The organism is Arthrobacter sp. TMN-50, from assembly GCF_054511125.1.
Genome location: NZ_JBTNDG010000002.1, coordinates 365,532 through 381,183, shown reverse-complemented (window position 1 = coordinate 381,183; position 15,652 = coordinate 365,532). Strand labels below are relative to the sequence as shown.

At 65.1% G+C, this 15,652-nt stretch carries 16 protein-coding genes; 12 read left to right on the top strand and 4 right to left on the bottom strand.

From position 1 onward, the window contains the following. The first annotated feature begins 88 nt into the window (after positions 1–88). The 3 genes from purS to purL are packed head-to-tail and all read left to right on the top strand — an operon-like array spanning position 89 to position 3,428. Positions 89–361 (top strand): phosphoribosylformylglycinamidine synthase subunit PurS, encoded by a 273-nt coding sequence (gene purS / locus ACX80A_RS05800; RefSeq protein WP_459258726.1) that lies wholly within the window; start codon positions 89–91, stop codon positions 359–361. Then, positions 358–1,116: a phosphoribosylformylglycinamidine synthase subunit PurQ gene (purQ, locus tag ACX80A_RS05795; RefSeq protein WP_459258725.1), complete on the top strand. Its 759-nt coding sequence runs from the start codon at positions 358–360 to the stop codon at positions 1,114–1,116. Before purS ends, purQ begins: the two co-directional genes overlap by 4 nt. Next, on the top strand, positions 1,116–3,428 hold the full coding sequence (gene purL, locus ACX80A_RS05790; protein ID WP_459258724.1) for a phosphoribosylformylglycinamidine synthase subunit PurL: 2,313 nt from the start codon (positions 1,116–1,118) through the stop codon (positions 3,426–3,428). The genes purQ and purL overlap by 1 nt, the downstream gene beginning before the upstream one ends. A gap of 145 nt (positions 3,429–3,573) precedes the next feature. Here purL and ACX80A_RS05785 read toward each other — a convergent pair whose 3' ends face one another. Both ACX80A_RS05785 and ACX80A_RS05780 read right to left on the bottom strand, forming a co-directional pair. Then, on the bottom strand, positions 3,574–4,101 hold the full coding sequence (locus ACX80A_RS05785) for a DUF1990 family protein (RefSeq protein ID WP_459258723.1): 528 nt from the start codon (positions 4,099–4,101) through the stop codon (positions 3,574–3,576). Further along, the gene (locus tag ACX80A_RS05780; RefSeq protein WP_459258722.1) at positions 4,088–4,483 is read right to left on the bottom strand and encodes an MmcQ/YjbR family DNA-binding protein; all 396 of its coding nucleotides are present in this window, start codon (positions 4,481–4,483) and stop codon (positions 4,088–4,090) included. Before ACX80A_RS05780 ends, ACX80A_RS05785 begins: the two co-directional genes overlap by 14 nt. A gap of 60 nt (positions 4,484–4,543) precedes the next feature. Between ACX80A_RS05780 and ACX80A_RS05775 the strand changes: the two genes are divergently transcribed. Further along, a complete protein-coding gene (locus tag ACX80A_RS05775; RefSeq protein ID WP_459258721.1) occupies positions 4,544–5,371 on the top strand; it encodes a DUF1206 domain-containing protein in 828 nt (275 codons plus the stop codon). A gap of 6 nt (positions 5,372–5,377) precedes the next feature. Here ACX80A_RS05775 and ACX80A_RS05770 read toward each other — a convergent pair whose 3' ends face one another. Together ACX80A_RS05770 and ACX80A_RS05765 are read right to left on the bottom strand one after the other, a co-directional pair. Next, on the bottom strand, positions 5,378–5,794 hold the full coding sequence (locus ACX80A_RS05770) for a CoA-binding protein (protein WP_459258720.1): 417 nt from the start codon (positions 5,792–5,794) through the stop codon (positions 5,378–5,380). A 25-nt stretch (positions 5,795–5,819) separates the two neighbouring features. Continuing rightward, complete coding sequence (locus ACX80A_RS05765) at positions 5,820–6,800, bottom strand: GlxA family transcriptional regulator (RefSeq protein WP_459258719.1); 981 nt, start codon at positions 6,798–6,800, stop codon at positions 5,820–5,822. Between the two features lie 260 nt (positions 6,801–7,060). On the opposite strand from ACX80A_RS05765, the gene ACX80A_RS05760 reads away from it, so the two are divergent. From ACX80A_RS05760 to ACX80A_RS05725, 8 genes are all read left to right on the top strand, one after another. Next, positions 7,061–7,282, top strand: a complete 222-nt coding sequence (locus ACX80A_RS05760) for a hypothetical protein (RefSeq protein WP_459258718.1) — start codon at positions 7,061–7,063, stop codon at positions 7,280–7,282. A 181-nt stretch (positions 7,283–7,463) separates the two neighbouring features. Beyond that, complete coding sequence (locus tag ACX80A_RS05755; protein WP_459258717.1) at positions 7,464–8,276, top strand: ABC transporter ATP-binding protein; 813 nt, start codon at positions 7,464–7,466, stop codon at positions 8,274–8,276. A 141-nt stretch (positions 8,277–8,417) separates the two neighbouring features. Further along, the gene (locus tag ACX80A_RS05750; protein ID WP_459258716.1) at positions 8,418–9,458 is read left to right on the top strand and encodes an aliphatic sulfonate ABC transporter substrate-binding protein; all 1,041 of its coding nucleotides are present in this window, start codon (positions 8,418–8,420) and stop codon (positions 9,456–9,458) included. Beyond that, positions 9,455–10,381 carry an ABC transporter permease gene (locus ACX80A_RS05745; protein ID WP_459258715.1) on the top strand — a complete coding sequence of 309 codons (927 nt, stop codon included), beginning with the start codon at positions 9,455–9,457 and terminating at the stop codon, positions 10,379–10,381. Before ACX80A_RS05750 ends, ACX80A_RS05745 begins: the two co-directional genes overlap by 4 nt. Next, a complete protein-coding gene (gene acs / locus ACX80A_RS05740; RefSeq protein WP_459258835.1) occupies positions 10,372–12,321 on the top strand; it encodes an acetate--CoA ligase in 1,950 nt (649 codons plus the stop codon). Before ACX80A_RS05745 ends, acs begins: the two co-directional genes overlap by 10 nt. Before the next feature lie 348 nt (positions 12,322–12,669). After that, on the top strand, positions 12,670–13,815 hold the full coding sequence (sfnG, locus tag ACX80A_RS05735; RefSeq protein WP_459258714.1) for a dimethylsulfone monooxygenase SfnG: 1,146 nt from the start codon (positions 12,670–12,672) through the stop codon (positions 13,813–13,815). Continuing rightward, positions 13,815–15,146: an O-acetylhomoserine aminocarboxypropyltransferase/cysteine synthase family protein gene (locus tag ACX80A_RS05730; RefSeq protein WP_459258713.1), complete on the top strand. Its 1,332-nt coding sequence runs from the start codon at positions 13,815–13,817 to the stop codon at positions 15,144–15,146. Before sfnG ends, ACX80A_RS05730 begins: the two co-directional genes overlap by 1 nt. After that, entirely contained in the window at positions 15,143–15,646 is a 504-nt protein-coding gene (locus ACX80A_RS05725; RefSeq protein ID WP_459258712.1) for a CoA-binding protein, read from the top strand. The genes ACX80A_RS05730 and ACX80A_RS05725 overlap by 4 nt, the downstream gene beginning before the upstream one ends. The last annotated feature ends 6 nt before the right edge of the window (positions 15,647–15,652 follow it).

The window sequence follows — 15,652 nt, the reverse complement described above, 5'->3', positions numbered from 1 at the left end:
GAGCGCTGGATTCACCACTTCTTCTCAGCGTGAGACGGCACCTCCGAAGCCACTGCATTTAACGCACCTTGAGCCCAGGAGTAACCGGATGCCCCGGATAATTGTTGACGTCATGCCTAAACCCGAGATTCTTGACCCGCAGGGCAAGGCCATTGCGGGTGCGCTGCCGCGGTTGGGCTTTACCGGGTTCTCCGGGGTCCGTCAAGGTAAGCGCTTCGAACTCACCGTTGACGGCGAGGTGACCGAGGAACTGCTGGAGCAGGCACGCGCCGCTGCAGCCACCCTTCTGTCCAACCCGGTCATCGAAGACGTCACCCGCGTTGAGGTGCTCACCGACGGACCCGGCGAGGCCGCGAAGTGACCCAGGTGCTCGCATCGGAGACTGGGGCGGCGCTGGATTTGGTCCGGGTCGGGATTGTCACCTTCCCGGGCTCCCTCGACGACCGTGATGCCGCCCGCGCGGTGCGCCTCGCCGGTGGCACCGCCGTCCCCCTCTGGCATGGCGACCACGACCTTCAGGACGTTGACGCCGTCGTCATTCCCGGTGGTTTCTCCTACGGCGACTACCTGCGCGCCGGCGCCATCTCCCGCTTCGCGCCGCTGATGGAACAGATCACCGCCGCCGCCTCGGGTGGCGAAAACGCACTGCCAGTGCTGGGAATCTGCAACGGATTCCAGGTCCTCACCGAAGCTCACCTGCTGCCTGGCTCCATGATCAAGAACAACCACCTGCACTTCCTCTGCCAGGACCAACGCCTGCGCGTGGAGAACTCCACCACCGCGTGGACCGCTTCCTACGCCACCGGAGACGAGATCGTGGTTCCTCTAAAGAACCAGGACGGCCAGTTTGTTGCCGACGAACGCACCCTCGACGAACTGGAGGGCGAAGGCCGGGTAGTGTTCCGCTACGTCGGCGGCAATCCCAATGGGTCCCGCCGCGACATTGCCGGAATCTCTAACGCCGCCGGAAACGTGGTGGGCTTGATGCCGCACCCCGAGCACGCGGTCGAGGCCGGCTTCGGTCCCGACTCCTCAGCGACCGGGCAGGTCGGCGTCCGCGGTGGCACCGACGGTCTAGGAATATTCACCTCTGTACTCAAGAAGCTGGTTAAGTAGTGACCTTCAATAGCTCCGGCGCGCCCGCTGAGGCCCGCAAATTCAACATCGACACCGTAGCGCACGCCGCCGAGACTCCCGACGTCGAACTTCCCTGGGCGGCTCTCGGGCTGAAGGAGAACGAGTTCAACCGGGTCGTCGAGATCCTCGGTCGCCGCCCTACCGCCGCGGAGTTGGCCATGTACTCGGTGATGTGGAGCGAACACTGCTCCTACAAGTCCTCGAAGGTGCACCTGGCGCAGTTCGGGGACAAGGTCACCGACGCCATGAAGGAGCACCTCCTGGTAGGCATCGGCGAGAACGCCGGCGTCGTCGACATCGGCGACGGCTGGGCCGTCACCTTCAAGGTGGAATCCCATAACCACCCCTCCTTCGTGGAGCCCTACCAGGGTGCAGCGACCGGCGTCGGCGGCATTGTGCGTGACATCATCTCGATGGGCGCCCGTCCGGTCGCGATCATGGATCCGCTGCGGTTCGGTGCCATCGACCACGCCGACACCCCACGTCTGGTGCACGGCATCGTGTCCGGCATCGGCGGGTACGGGAACTCCCTCGGCCTGCCGAACATTGGCGGTGAAGTGGTCTTCGACTCCGTCTACCAAGGCAACCCACTGGTCAATGCACTGGCTGTCGGCGTCCTGCGGCACGAGGACATCCGCCTGGCCAACGCCTCCGGCGTGGGCAACAAGGTGGTCCTCTTCGGCGCCCGCACCGGCGGCGACGGGATCGGCGGCGCCTCGGTGCTGGCCTCCGAGTCGTTCGACGCCGACAAGCCGTCCAAGCGCCCCGCGGTGCAGGTGGGCGACCCGTTTGCCGAGAAGGTCCTCATCGAGTGCTGCCTTGAGCTGTTCAAGGCCTCAGTGGTGGAGGGCATCCAGGATCTCGGCGCGGCCGGGATCTCCTGCGCCACCTCTGAACTGGCGTCCAACGGCGACGGCGGCATGCACGTGGAGCTGACCGATGTGCTGTTGCGCGATCCTTCCTTGACACCGGGCGAGATCCTGATGTCCGAGTCGCAGGAACGCATGATGGCGGTCGTCACCCCGGCCAACGCGGCCGCGTTCGAAGCCATCATGGACAAGTGGAACGTTGAGTACTCGTGGCTCGGCGAGGTCACCGACACTGGCCGGCTCATCATTGAATGGGACGGCGAGAAGATTGTCGACGTCGACCCCCGGACCGTCGCCCACGACGGACCCGTCTACAACCGGCCCTTCCACCGCCCAGCCTGGCTCGACGCGTTGCAGGACAACACGTTCGACGGCGACCGGCCAGCGGACGGCGATGCCCTCCGCGCCGCCGTGCTGGAGCTGATGGCGTCACCGAACATGTGCTCGAAGGAATGGATCACCAACCAGTACGACAGGTTTGTGCAGGGCAACACCGCTCTGGCCATGCCCGACGACGCCGGCGTGGTCCGCGTGGATGAGGAAACCGGCCTGGGCGTCGCTATCTCCACCGACGCGAACGGCCGCTACTCCTACCTGAACCCTTACGAGGGCGCCCGTCTGGCCCTCGCCGAGGCCTACCGGAACGTCGCCACCACCGGCGCCAAACCGCTGGCCGTCACGGACTGCCTGAACTTCGGCTCCCCAGAGGACCCCGAGGTGATGTGGCAGTTCGCCGAGACGGTGCGCGGCCTCGCGGACGCCTGCCAGGAACTCGGTGTCCCGGTCACCGGCGGCAACGTGTCCCTCTACAACCAGACCGGCGGCGTGCCCATCCACCCCACGCCGGTGGTCGGAGTGCTCGGCGTGTTTGACGACGTCGCCCGCCGCACTCCCTCAGGCTGGCGTGATGACGGGCAGGCCGTCTACCTGCTTGGCACCACCCGGAATGAGCTGGACGGCTCTGAGTGGGCCAACCTGCGCGGCCACCTCGGCGGGCAGCCGCCGGCGGCCGACCTGACGGCGGAGAAGACCCTGGCCGCCATCCTGATCAACTCCTCCCGTGACGGCATGATCGACGCCGCCCACGACCTGTCCGAGGGCGGGCTCGCCGCTGCACTGTCCGAGGCTGCCCTGCGCTTCGGCGTCGGCGCGCGGATCGGGATCGATGAGCTATGCGAGCGCGACGGCATCGACCCGTTCACCGCACTGTTCTCCGAGTCGCAGGGGCGCGCCGTCGTCAGCGTCGCCCGCTCCGAAGAGGTCCGGTTCAACGACATGTGCACGGCACGCAACTACCCGCACCTGCGGATCGGCGTGGTCGACGTCGAAAGCGGCGCCCTTGACGTGCAGGGCCACTTCGCCCTGCCGCTGGATGAGCTGCGTGCAGCCCATGAGTGGACCCTGCCAGCGCACTTCGCCTGACCGTCCACCGCGCCCGATCCCGGCAGCCGCCCCACAAAACGGCGAACGCCCCCGATATATTAGGGGCGTCCGCCGATATCTGGGGCGTTTGCCGGGATCGGGGGCGCTAGCGGATTCGGACGCCCGCGGATTAGGGGCCCGGAAGCTAGCTGGCCAGGCGCTGCGCGGTGGAAAGGTACCGGCGGGTGACAAGTTCCTGGCAGAACCGGGCCACGGGTGCGCCGAGCGTAAAGAACCAGTTGGCGTGCCGGCTGAAGGCAAACACCTCGAAGTAGACGGCATCGTCCGCATCGAGGATGGCGATGAAGGCCTCTTCACCGCGCGCCGGGTGGCCCGGCAACGTGCCGTACCCAAACCCGGCCCGCTGCGCGCCGCCGCCGGCATCGGCCGGCTCCTCGACCCACACCACCCGGCACGGCGCGGGCAGCCGCAACCGGCCCACGCCGAACCCGGGTACCACGTCGCGGCCGACGACGGCGCGACCCTGGTCCGGGGGCACACTCAACCCGGCGCCGCGGTGCAGCTGCCAGGACAGGATGCCGTCCGCCAGGCGGACATACGCGGCGTGCCCTGTACCGACCCGGACCCGGCGGTTGACCTGCCGAAAACCATCCGGGGACTCACCGCGCTGACTCCATCCAACAGGCTCATACGTGAAACTAGGTGTCGTCATCTGCTGCCCATCTGCTCCAGCCGAGCATCACGCGGTCTCGCGTTGGCAGGGATGCCACCACAAGGTCATAGGAATCCTCAATCATGTCGCGGATCATCGGGTCCGGGAGGCTACCGGTGCACGACACACCATTCCAGTGGGTCTTGTTGAGGTGGTAGGCGCCCACAATTTCCGGGTGCGCGGCGCGCAACTGCTCCGCCAGTAGCGGCTCACACTTCAGGCTCACTGACAGCTGCGGGTCCGACAGATCGGATAGGGCGAACATCTTCGCGGCACCCCCAGGGGCTTTCACCTTGAACACCGATGCTGCAGGGCCGAAAGGGAAGTCCTCGAAGGTGCCCGGCAGCGCCAGACACAACTCCCGCAGACCAACTGGATCCATAGGGCGAGCGTACCGCGAACTAATGGCAGGATGGGAGGACACCAACCGCAGGAGCGCACCATGAGCGAGGCAAAACGCCAGGCAGATAAGGCAGTGGACGCCGCCGAGGACGTATCGGAGTCCAAGGCATTTGAGATCGCGGCCCGGGCTGGCTACATCGCCGCCGGTCTGCTCCACCTTCTGATCGGCGTGATCGCGCTCCGCGTGGCGATGGGCGGGTCCGGCAGCGCTGATCAAAGCGGGGCAATCAGTGCTCTGGGCGACGGCCCAGGTGGAGCACTGCTCCTCTGGGGATGCGCCATTGGCTCGATCGCGCTGGCACTGTTCTCGGTCAGCGAGGTGTTCTTCGGCGCCCGCGGCCTCAAAGATTCCGACAAGCTCAAGTTCCGCGCCAAGAACGGCGCCAAAGCGGTCGCCTATGGTGTCATCGGCGGCACCTTCGCCACCTACGCCGCGGGTGGCGGCAGGGACAGCAGCGAAAGCACCCAAAACCTGAGCGCCTCCCTCATGTCCAACCCCGCCGGTTCGATCCTACTGATGGCTGTTGGGGCCGCAGTGATGGTGGTCGGTGGCTACTTCGTCTACAGCGGTGCCACCAGACACTTCACCAAGAATCTGTCCGGGCTGCCCGGGAATGGCGCGGGCGACTCAGTGATCCGCCTCGGCATGGTGGGTTACATCGCCAAGGGTGTTGCCCTGCTGGTGCTGGGTTTGCTGTTCATTGTGGCGACGGTGAAGAACAATCCCGAAGAATCCACCGGCCTGGACGGCGCATTGAAGTCCCTGCAGGACCAGCCGTATGGCGCGTGGATCCTCGGCGTCGTCGCCGTCGGCCTGATCGCCTACGGCGTGTTTATGGTGATCCGCTCCAAATACCAAAAAATGTAGCTGGTTTTACAACCCCAGGCGCGGCGCTTCGATCGCCGGGCAGGTGTTCATGATGACGGTGAGGCCCGCCGCCGTAGCGCGAGCCGCCGCGGCCTCGTCGCTGACCCCCAGTTGGAGCCAGACGGCTTTCGCGCCGACGGCGATGGCTTGATCCACCACCGCCCCCACCTTCGATGAGTTCACAAAGCAGTCGACAACGTCGATGGTCCCCGGGATATCGGCTAACCGCCGGTACCCGGCCCGCCCGTGCACGGCGTCACCCTTGAGGCTCACCGGGATGACCTCCATCCCCAGGTGATCGATCAGGAACCGGGAGACCCCCAGCGCCGCCCGTCGGGGGTTATTGGACAGGCCCACCACCGCCCAGCGCGCCGGGGTGGTGAGCAGTGAGCGGATCAATTCGGGATCGTTGCTATGTGCCAAGGTGTTCCCTCTCCTCTAAATCTGATCAGTTGGCCGCAGGAGCAGTTGCCTGCTGGGATCGCCTCCCCCGGAAGGTTCTGCGGTAGCCAGCCGGGCTAACGCCGAGCGCCTTATGAAAATGATGACGCAGCAGGACGGCCTGCCCGAACCCGGCTCTCGTTGCGACGGCGTCGATGCTGAGCTCTGTGTCTTCCAGCAGGGCCTGCGCCCGCAGCAGCCGTTGAGCGTTCACCCAGGCGGCCGGGGTTGTCCCCGTTTCAGCCCGGAATCTCCGCGCGAAGGTGCGATCAGACATGTGCATCCGTGTCGCCAGGGCGGCCACAGGTTGGTCCTCGTCCAGATGATCGCCCAACCAGACCAGCAGCTGTTCCATCGTTTCGCCGCACGTCACCGGAAACGGCCGGTCAATATATTGCGCCTGCCCACCATCGCGGTGGGGTGGAACCACCATCCCTCGGGCTATCGCGTTGGCAACCTTGGTGCCCAGTTCGGTGCGCACGAGATGCAGACAGGCATCAATTCCCGCCGCGGACCCCGCACTGGTGATGATGTTGCCGTCCTGGACGTAGAGCACATCCTCATCTACGGTCACTTCCGGGTAGTCATCAGCCAGCATCCGTGAGTGCTTCCAATGCGTTGCGGCCCGGCGTCCGTTGAGCAACCCTGCCTCAGCCAGAACGAATGCTCCGCTGCAAACGGACAGAATCCAGGCGCCACGCTCGTTCGCCTGCCGCAGGGCATCGATGACAGGCTGGGGTAGCGTCCGCCCGCCGTTGTAAGGGCAGACGATCACCAGGTCAGCTGTCGCAACGGGCGAAAGATCATTGTCTACTTGCACCGCAAAACCCAGGCTAGTCGGCACCAGACCGGGGCTGTGAGCGCAAATTTGAAGGTCAAAGGGGGGCACCCCGTAGGCGGTCCGGTCCGAGCCGAATACCTCACACACCACGCCGAATTCGAAGGGCGCCAAGCCTGGGAGAACCACTACTGCCACACTTTTCAGCATGAAACCAGTATGGCAGAAATTTAGCGAATAGGGTCGTTTCTGCCACTGTTTTTGTACCCTGGTCGGGCGGATTATCGAGGTATGGAACTCATAACAGCCCTCGCGTTGATCGCAGTGTTCACGGCCGTAGTGCAGGTATTATGGGCCGTTGTTCGTGACGGTTCGGGGCACGCCCCGCCTATCCGGTCGCATCGTCCCTGGGCCGCTGAGCACTTGCCGAGCATCGCCTATTCACGCACCCAGGATCCTGGGGACAGTTGATGATTGCCGCGATAATCTTCGGCATCCCAATTGCAGCGTTCGCCTACATCGGCAGGATGAGTGTGCCAGCGGTCGAGCGGCTTCCGCTGGGATCCTGGGGTATCCGCGGGCTCGCCAGAAACCTCTGGCAAGGGCTCACCATTTGCTCCGCGGAGACCCCGCTGGCGCGCACCCTGAACGACCTGGAACGGTGGCAGCACGCTGCGCGCGGGCGACACTAATTGTCGGATTGTTACGCCCACACTTGCGAAGCATCCTTCCACAGGAGTTTAGTAGTGCTTGACCATCCCGAGCGGCCGAGAGACCTGGATCGATGAAGCCGCAGCAACCCTGGCCATCCGGCTGACCACAGTCAACCGGTGACAGTAGGGTGCTACCGCCAGGACCGATGGAGTTGACTCTATGAGCGTTCTGGCATCACCACATCCGAGAACTTCCCTGTCCACCAAGCAGGCACTCACTATCACGTTCACTGGCGTGGGCCGCAGCTTCGGCTCTGCCTCCGATCGCCGCGCCGTGCTACGGGACATCAACTTCGAGGTCAATGCCGGCGAGGTACTCGCCATTCTGGGGCCCAGCGGCTGCGGCAAGTCGACCCTGTTGCGGGCAGCCGCCGGCCTTGACGCACCCAACGCCGGGTCGGTGCTGATTGATGGTATCGAAGTTCACGGCATCGACGAACGCTGTGCCGTCGCATTCCAGGAGCCACGACTCCTGCCCTGGCACACCTTGCAGGCTAATGTGGCGATCGGACTACCCAAAGCCTTCAGCGCCAGCGAAGGCAAGGCCAAAGTGGCCGAGCTGCTGCACCTGGTCGAACTGGATTCGTTCGCCAAGCACCGTCCGCGGGAAGTCTCCGGCGGAATGGCGCAGCGGGCCTCCCTGGCGCGCGCGCTGGCCCGCAACCCGGGCGTTCTCCTCCTTGACGAACCGTTCGGCGCACTGGACGCCCTGACCCGGATCAAAATGCAGGACCTCCTCCTCAGCATCCACCGCGCCCAGCCCACCACTGTGCTGCTCGTGACCCACGACGTCGATGAAGCGCTGCAACTCGCGGACCGCATCATCGTCCTTGGGCCCGACGGCGACCGGCCCGGCGCGACAATCACCGAGGTGCTTACTGTCCCAGGGCATCGACCCCGCAACCGCAACTCGACTGACCTCGGCCGAATGCGCAGCTCTCTTCTGGCTTCCCTCGGAGTCACCGGCCACTAGGCTGCACCCTCCTCCCCGCCCTCCGGCACCACCGCCTTACCTCTTTGCAGCTCCCCCGCACCGGGTGCCGCACTTGCACCACCCCACTTTTGTTCGTCTCATCCATCCCGTCTCGGACGATTTCTTACCTAAAGGACCCTCATGAACCGCAAACCTGCACCTTTCCCACGCCGCTCCGCTCTGGCCGCCGCGTCCCTTGCCGCCGTCGCTTCACTGACGCTGACGGGTTGCATGGCCGGTGAGGATGCCGAATCGGCGGGCCCTGCCGGGGGTGAGCTGAACATCGATTTCGCCACCTACAATCCGCTAAGTTTGGTCATCAAGGAGCAGGGCTGGCTTGAGGATGAACTCGCCGACGAGAACGTCACCGTCAACTGGATCCAGTCCGCCGGCTCCAACAAGGCCAATGAGGCGCTGCGGGCCGGCGCGATCGACGTTGGTTCCACCGCCGGTTCGGCTGCCCTGCTGGCCCGGTCCAACGGATCGCCCATCAAAGCAATCGACATCTACTCCCAGCCGGAATGGGCTGCCCTGGTGACCAGTGCAGACTCCGACATCAAGGAGATCGAGGATCTGCGGGGCAAGTCGATCGCCGCGACCAAGGGCACCGACCCCTACTTCTTCCTCTTGCAGGCCCTGGAGGCCGGCGGGGTCGATCCCTCCGAGGTGACAGTTCAGAACCTGCAGCACGCCGACGGGCGGGCGGCCCTGGCCAACGGGTCGGTCGACGCCTGGTCGGGGCTCGACCCGATCATGGCCTCAGCCGAGCAGGAGGGCGCGACCCTGTTCTTCAGGGACATCGACTTCAACACCTACGGCTTCCTCAACGCCACCGAAGACTTCCTGGCCGAGAGCCCCGAGGTCGCCCAGACAGTGGTCAACGCCTACGAGAAAGCCCGCGAATGGGCGAAGGAAAACCCTGAGGAGACGGCCGAGATTCTCGCCGAGGTGGCAGGGATCGACGTCGAAATCGCCAATGCCGTCATCATCGACCGCACCAACCTCGACGTCGACCCGGCCCCGGGCGACGCGCAGCGGGCCGTCCTGGAGAAAATCGGGCCGGTATTCGTCGAATCCGGTGACGTCTCCAGCCAAAAGCAGGTCGACGAAGCGTTGGATACCCTCTTTGATGACTCCCTGGTACGTAACGCGGACCCCGCAGCGATTGAGGCTTCCTCATGACCCACGGCGGGGATCCCTATTTCACCGGGAACAGTGTTGCGGGGGTGGTCAGGCCCGAGGGGCTTGCACCCTTGGCGGCCTCAGGCTCCACCGTAACAACGGCAGACGCTGCCCAGCCGCAGCCCGAACGGGGTGGACCGGCACATGGATGGTCCCAGGCCGGTCCGCTGCGGCGCGGCTGGGTGCGTCTGCTCCTTGGGATGATCCTGCCAGCGCTGATTATCACCGTCTGGCAGCTGAATTCGGTGACCGGCCTCTTCAGCGCTGTTCAGGTGCCGCCACCCGCAGCAGTATTCAACGCCGCCGTCGAGCTGATCCAGCGCGGCGAACTGTGGACCCATGTCGGCATCTCCACCCAACGGGTCCTGCTTGGCTTCACCTTCGGTGCCGCATTGGGCCTGGCGATCGGCTCCCTGGTGGGACTCTCGCGGATCGCCGATGCCCTCCTCGCACCGACGATCGGCGCGCTGCGGGCCGTTCCGTCGCTGGCCTGGGTGCCGCTACTGATCCTCTGGATGAAGATCGGTGAGGACTCGAAGATCACGTTGATCCTCATCGGGGCCTTCTTCCCGGTTTTCACCACTGTGTATCTGGCGTTACGCCACGTGGACCGGAACCTGGTCGAGGCCGGCCGGGCGTTCGGGCTCAACGGGTTCAAACTGCTGACCACGGTGCAGCTGCCTGCCGTGATTCCCTCGGTCTTCTCCGGTCTCCGGCTCGGCCTCGCCCAGGCGTGGCTGTTTCTGGTCGCTGCGGAACTGATCGCCTCCTCCCTCGGGCTCGGGTATCTGCTCAGCGACTCGCAAAACAACGGGCGGGTGGACAGGATTTTCCTGGCGATCATCCTGTTGGCTGTCATCGGCAAGACCACCGACGCGCTACTGGGGATTGCAGAGAAGTGGGCGGTGCGGAAATGGGCCTGAGCCTGCCGGAAGTGGACCCGCTCACGGAGACCGACCGGGTGGCGTTCTGGGAACGGCAGGCCCGCCGGCTGGACTGGGCTGCCGAGTGGTCCTCAGCGCACACCTTCGCACCGGCCCGCCCCGTCCCGGGCGGGGAAGACGGAGAGCTCACCGTTCCAGTGATCGAGTGGTTCACTGGCGGCCAGCTCAACGTGGCGCACAACTGCGTGGACCGCCACGTCGATGCCGGGTTGGGCAACAAGGTGGCATTGCACTTTGAGGGCGAACCCGGTGACCGCCGGACCGTCACCTACGCGCAGTTGCGGGACCAGGTATCCCGTGCCGCCAACGCCCTGCTGAATCTGGGGATCGGCAAGGGCGATCGGGTGGTGATCTACCTGCCGGTCCTGGTGGAAACCGTCGTCGTCACCCTGGCCTGCGCCCGGATCGGCGCGGTCCATTCGCTGGTGTTCGGCGGGTTCTCCGCCGAGGCGCTCCGGTTCCGGGTTGAAGACACCGGCGCCAAGCTGCTGGTCACCACCGACGGGCAATACCGTCGCGGTGCGGCGGTACCGGTCAAGGCCAACGCCGACGAGGCCGTGTCCGGATCCAACAGCGTCGAGCACGTCCTGGTGATCCGCCGCACCGGCAGTGACATCGACTGGACCGCGGGCCGCGACATCTGGTGGCACGACGCCGTCGATGCCGCCTCCCCCCAGCACGCCGCTGAGCCGTTCGACGCCGAGACCCCCCTGTTCATCATGTACACCTCCGGCACCACCGGGAAACCCAAGGGCCTGGTGCATACCTCCGGTGGGTACCTCACCCAGGCGTCATGGAGTTTCGACTATCTGTTCAGTCACCCGGACCCTGCCCGGCGCGACAAGGAAGTGCACTGGTGCACCGCCGACCTCGCCTGGGTCACCGCCCACACCTACGAGATCTACGGGCCGCTCTCCAACGGCGCCACCCAGGTGATCTTCGAGGGGACGCCCAACACGCCCCATCCTGGACGGCACTTCGAGATCATCGAGCGCTACGGCGTGACGAGTTACTATACGGCCCCCACCCTGATCCGGTCGCTGATGGGCTGGTTTCCGGACGGCGTGCCATCCGGTTACAACCTCTCCAGCATCCGGCTCCTCGGCACCGTCGGTGAGGCGACCAACCCTGAGGCCTGGCGCTGGTTCAGGGAGCACCTCGGATCTGGTACCGCGCCGGTGGTGGACACCTGGTGGCAGTCCGAAACCGGCGCCGCCATCCTGTCTCCCCGCCCTACCGATACGTCCTTCAAGCCGGGCAGTGCATCCCGGGCCCTACCAGGTGTCAGCACCCGAATTGTCGACGACGCCGGTCGTGCGGTGCCGCCCGGCGTGCAGGGCCTGATCGTGCTCGACCAGACCGGGCCCGCCATGGCCCGGACCGTGTGGGGTGACCCGCAGCGTTACCTGGATTCCTATTGGCGGAAGTTCGCGGCTCAGGGCTGGTTCCTGGCCGGTGATGGCGCCCGCTACGACGACGACGGCGATACCTGGATCCTCGGTCGGATCGACGACGTGCTCAACGTGTCGGGTCACCGGCTCTCCACCATCGAGATTGAATCGGCATTGGTGGCTCACCCGTGGGTGGTTGAGGCAGGGGTGTGCCCGGTCGCGGACCCGCGGACCGGTCACGCCATCGCCGCTTTTGTGGTGCTGTCCTCGTCGAGTAGTGAGGTACGCACTGAAGAGGAAGTGGCCCGGGTTCTGCGGGACCACGTCGGTACGGTGATCGGGCCGATCGCCAAGCCGGCGGCCGTCGTCGTCGTCGGGGATGTCCCGAAGACCCGGTCCGGGAAGATCATGCGTCGGCTACTGACCCAGCTGTACGAGGGATCCACCCTCGGTGACACTACGTCGCTGCAGAATGAGGCCTGCGTGCCGGGTATCGCGGCGGTCCTTGCCGGACGGGCAGCACAATGACCCCGTCCGCGGCCCGCGCCTCGCCCTCCGGCCATCCCGGGAACCTTTCGCGCCGTCCCGGAGTCAAAGTGGACATCGGTGGGAAACGTACCGCCCACCGACCTCCACGTTGACCCCCACGGTCCAGGTTGCTCACCGATCCGGACGTTCAGCGGCGCAGCATCATGTGGCTGGGGGCAAACCTGCAATGGGGAGCAACATTCTTGGCCTTACCGCGATGGGCCTGCCACACTGGTAGTGACCATCCCGAGCGGTACGAGAGATCTGGCTCGTTGACACCGCAGCAACCCTGGCCACTGCCCCCACAGTGACATTAGGGTGCTAACGCCAGGCACGATGGAGGTTTTCATGACTATTGACCTTTCCCAACCCCTGAAATTCGCCTACTGGGTTCCCAATGTGAGCGGCGGGCTGGTGGTGTCGACCATTGAGCAGCGCACCAGCTGGGACTTCGATTACAACAAGAAGCTGGCGCGCATCGCGGAGACCGCCGGCTTCGAGTACGCCCTCTCGCAGACCCGGTACGCGGCGTCGTACGGCGCTGACAAGCAGCACGAGGCCACCTCGTTTTCGCTGGCCCTGCTCGGTGCCACCGAGAAGCTCAAGGTGATTGCCGCCGTCCACCCCGGCATGTGGCAGCCGGGTGTCCTGGCGAAGTTCATCATCACCGCCGACCACATCTCCGGTGGCCGGGCCGCAGTGAACATTGTCTCGGGCTGGCTGAAAAGTGAGTTCACCGGGTTCGGGCTGCCGTGGCTGGAACACGACGAGCGGTACGTCCGCACCGAGGAGTTCATCAGGATCCTCCGCGGCCTCTGGACCGAGCAGAACTTCACCCAGGCCGGGAAGTACTACAACATCACCGATTTCACCCTCAGCCCGCCACCCGTTGACGTGCCGGGTCGGCCGCACCCGGAAATCTTCTTCGGCGGTAACTCGACGGCGGCACAGGCGACCGCGGGCCGGGTTGCCGACTGGTATTTCTCCAACGGGAAAGACCTCGAGGGGTTCAAGGAAAACGTCGCGGGCGTGCAGGCATCAGCGGCCGACGCCGGACGGCACCCGAGGTTCGGGCTCAACGGCTTTGTCATTGCCCGCGATACCGAGAAGGAAGCCCGCGAAACCCTTCGCGAGATCGTCGCCAAGGCCCATAAGCCGGCCGTCGAAGGGTTCCGTGACGCAGTCCAGGAGGCCGGCGCGTCAACCAAGGACGGCAAGGGCATGTGGGCCGACTCGTCCTTCGAGGACCTGATCCAATACAACGACGGGTTCAAGACCCAGCTCATCGGTACACCGGAGCAGATTGCCGAACGCATCGTCGAGTACAAGAAGATCGGTGTGAACCTGATGCTGACCTGCTACCTGCACTTCCAGGAGGAAGTCGAGGCCTTCGGCAAGAACGTCCTCCCCATTGTCCGCGAGCTCGAAGCGGATCTCGCCCGCAAAGAGGGCCTAGATTTCAATGTTGACAACCAGATTAAGGCAGGTGTCTGATGGCTGACCGCAGCTTCGGTTTCCGCACGCGCGCCCTCCACGCGGGTGGCACCCCCGACTCGGCCCACGGTGCCCGGGCCGTACCTATCTACCAGACGACGTCGTTCGTCTTCAAGGACACGGCCGACGCCGCCAACCTGTTTGCGCTACAGAAGTACGGCAACATCTACTCGCGGATCGGCAACCCCACGGTCGCCGCATTCGAGGAGCGGATCGCGTCCCTGGAGGGCGGGATCGGGGCGGTGGCGACGGCGTCGGGCATGAGCGCCGAATTCATCACCTTCGCGGCGCTCTGCCAGGCGGGGGATCACATCGTCGCCGCGTCGCAGCTCTACGGTGGCACCGTCACCCAGCTCGACGTGACGCTGCGCCGGTTCGGCATTGACACCACGTTCGTGCCCGGCACCGACCCCGCAGATTATGCGGCGGCCATCCAGGACAACACGAAGGCCGTCTACGCCGAAGTAATCGCCAACCCGTCCGGCGAGATCGCCGATATTCAGGGGCTGGCGAAGATCGCCCACGACGCCGGGGTGCCCCTGATCATCGATTCCACCCTGAGCACTCCCTACCTGATCCGTCCGATCGAGCACGGCGCGGACATTGTGATCCACTCCGCCACGAAGTTCATCGGCGGGCATGGGACCACACTTGGCGGCGTCGTCGTCGAGGCCGGCACCTTCAACTGGGGTAATGGCAAGTTCCCCACCATGACCGAGCCCGTGCCGTCTTACGGCAATATCCAGTGGTGGGCCAACTTCGGGGAGTACGGGTTCCTGACCAAGCTGCGCACCGAGCAGTTGCGGGACATCGGGCCGTCCCTCTCCCCCATGTCGGCGTTCCAGCTGCTGCAGGGCGTGGAAACCCTGGCCCAGCGCCTCGACGAGCACCTGTCCAACGCTCAGGCGGTCGCCGAATGGTTGGAGAACGACCCGCGAGTGGAATACGTCAACTACGCAGGGCTCCCCTCACATCGTCATTTTGAACGGGCAGCCAGGTACCTTCCTCAAGGGCCGGGGTCGGTCTTCAGCTTCGGTGTGAAGGGCGGCCGGGCGGCGGGGCAAAAGTTCATCGAATCGCTGCAGCTTGCTTCGCACTTGGCGAACGTTGGTGACTCCCGGACTCTGGTTATCCATCCCGGCTCGACGACGCACCAGCAGCTGTCCGCCGAACAGTTGGTCACGGCTGGCATCCCCGAGGACCTGGTCAGGATTTCGATCGGGCTGGAGGACCTGGACGATATCCTGTGGGACATCAACCAGGCGCTGGACCTTGCCACTGCGCCCGATCTTGCAGTAACGACGACCCTAACCGAAGGAGTTCAGGCATGAGCGCTGACCTGGAAACGTCACGGACCTGGGAGGGCCCGTCCGCACCCGAACGGCTCGCCCTCCTGCGCAAGGCAAAGTCAGTGGCGATTGTCGGGGCGTCGGACAAGCCGTCCCGGGCGTCATACTTCGTGGCGACGTACCTGCAGTCGTCGTCGCCCTACCGGTTGTACTTCGTGAACCCGGTGGCCAAGGAAATCCTGGGCCAGCCCGCCTACGCATCACTAGCGGATCTACCCGAGGTTCCCGATATTGTTGACGTGTTCCGGAAGCACGACGACCTCCCAGGGGTGCTTGAGGAGACGAAGGCGGTCGGCGCCAAGACCCTGTGGCTGCAACTGGGTTCCTGGCATGAGGGCGTTGCGCACGGCGCCGAAAAGGCCGGCCTGAATGTTGTGATGGACCGGTGTATCAAGATTGAGCACGCGCGGTTCCACGGTGGACTGAACCTGGCCGGCTTCAACACGGGAGTTATCTCCTCGAAGCGCCAGGTCACCGCCTAGCCCGAC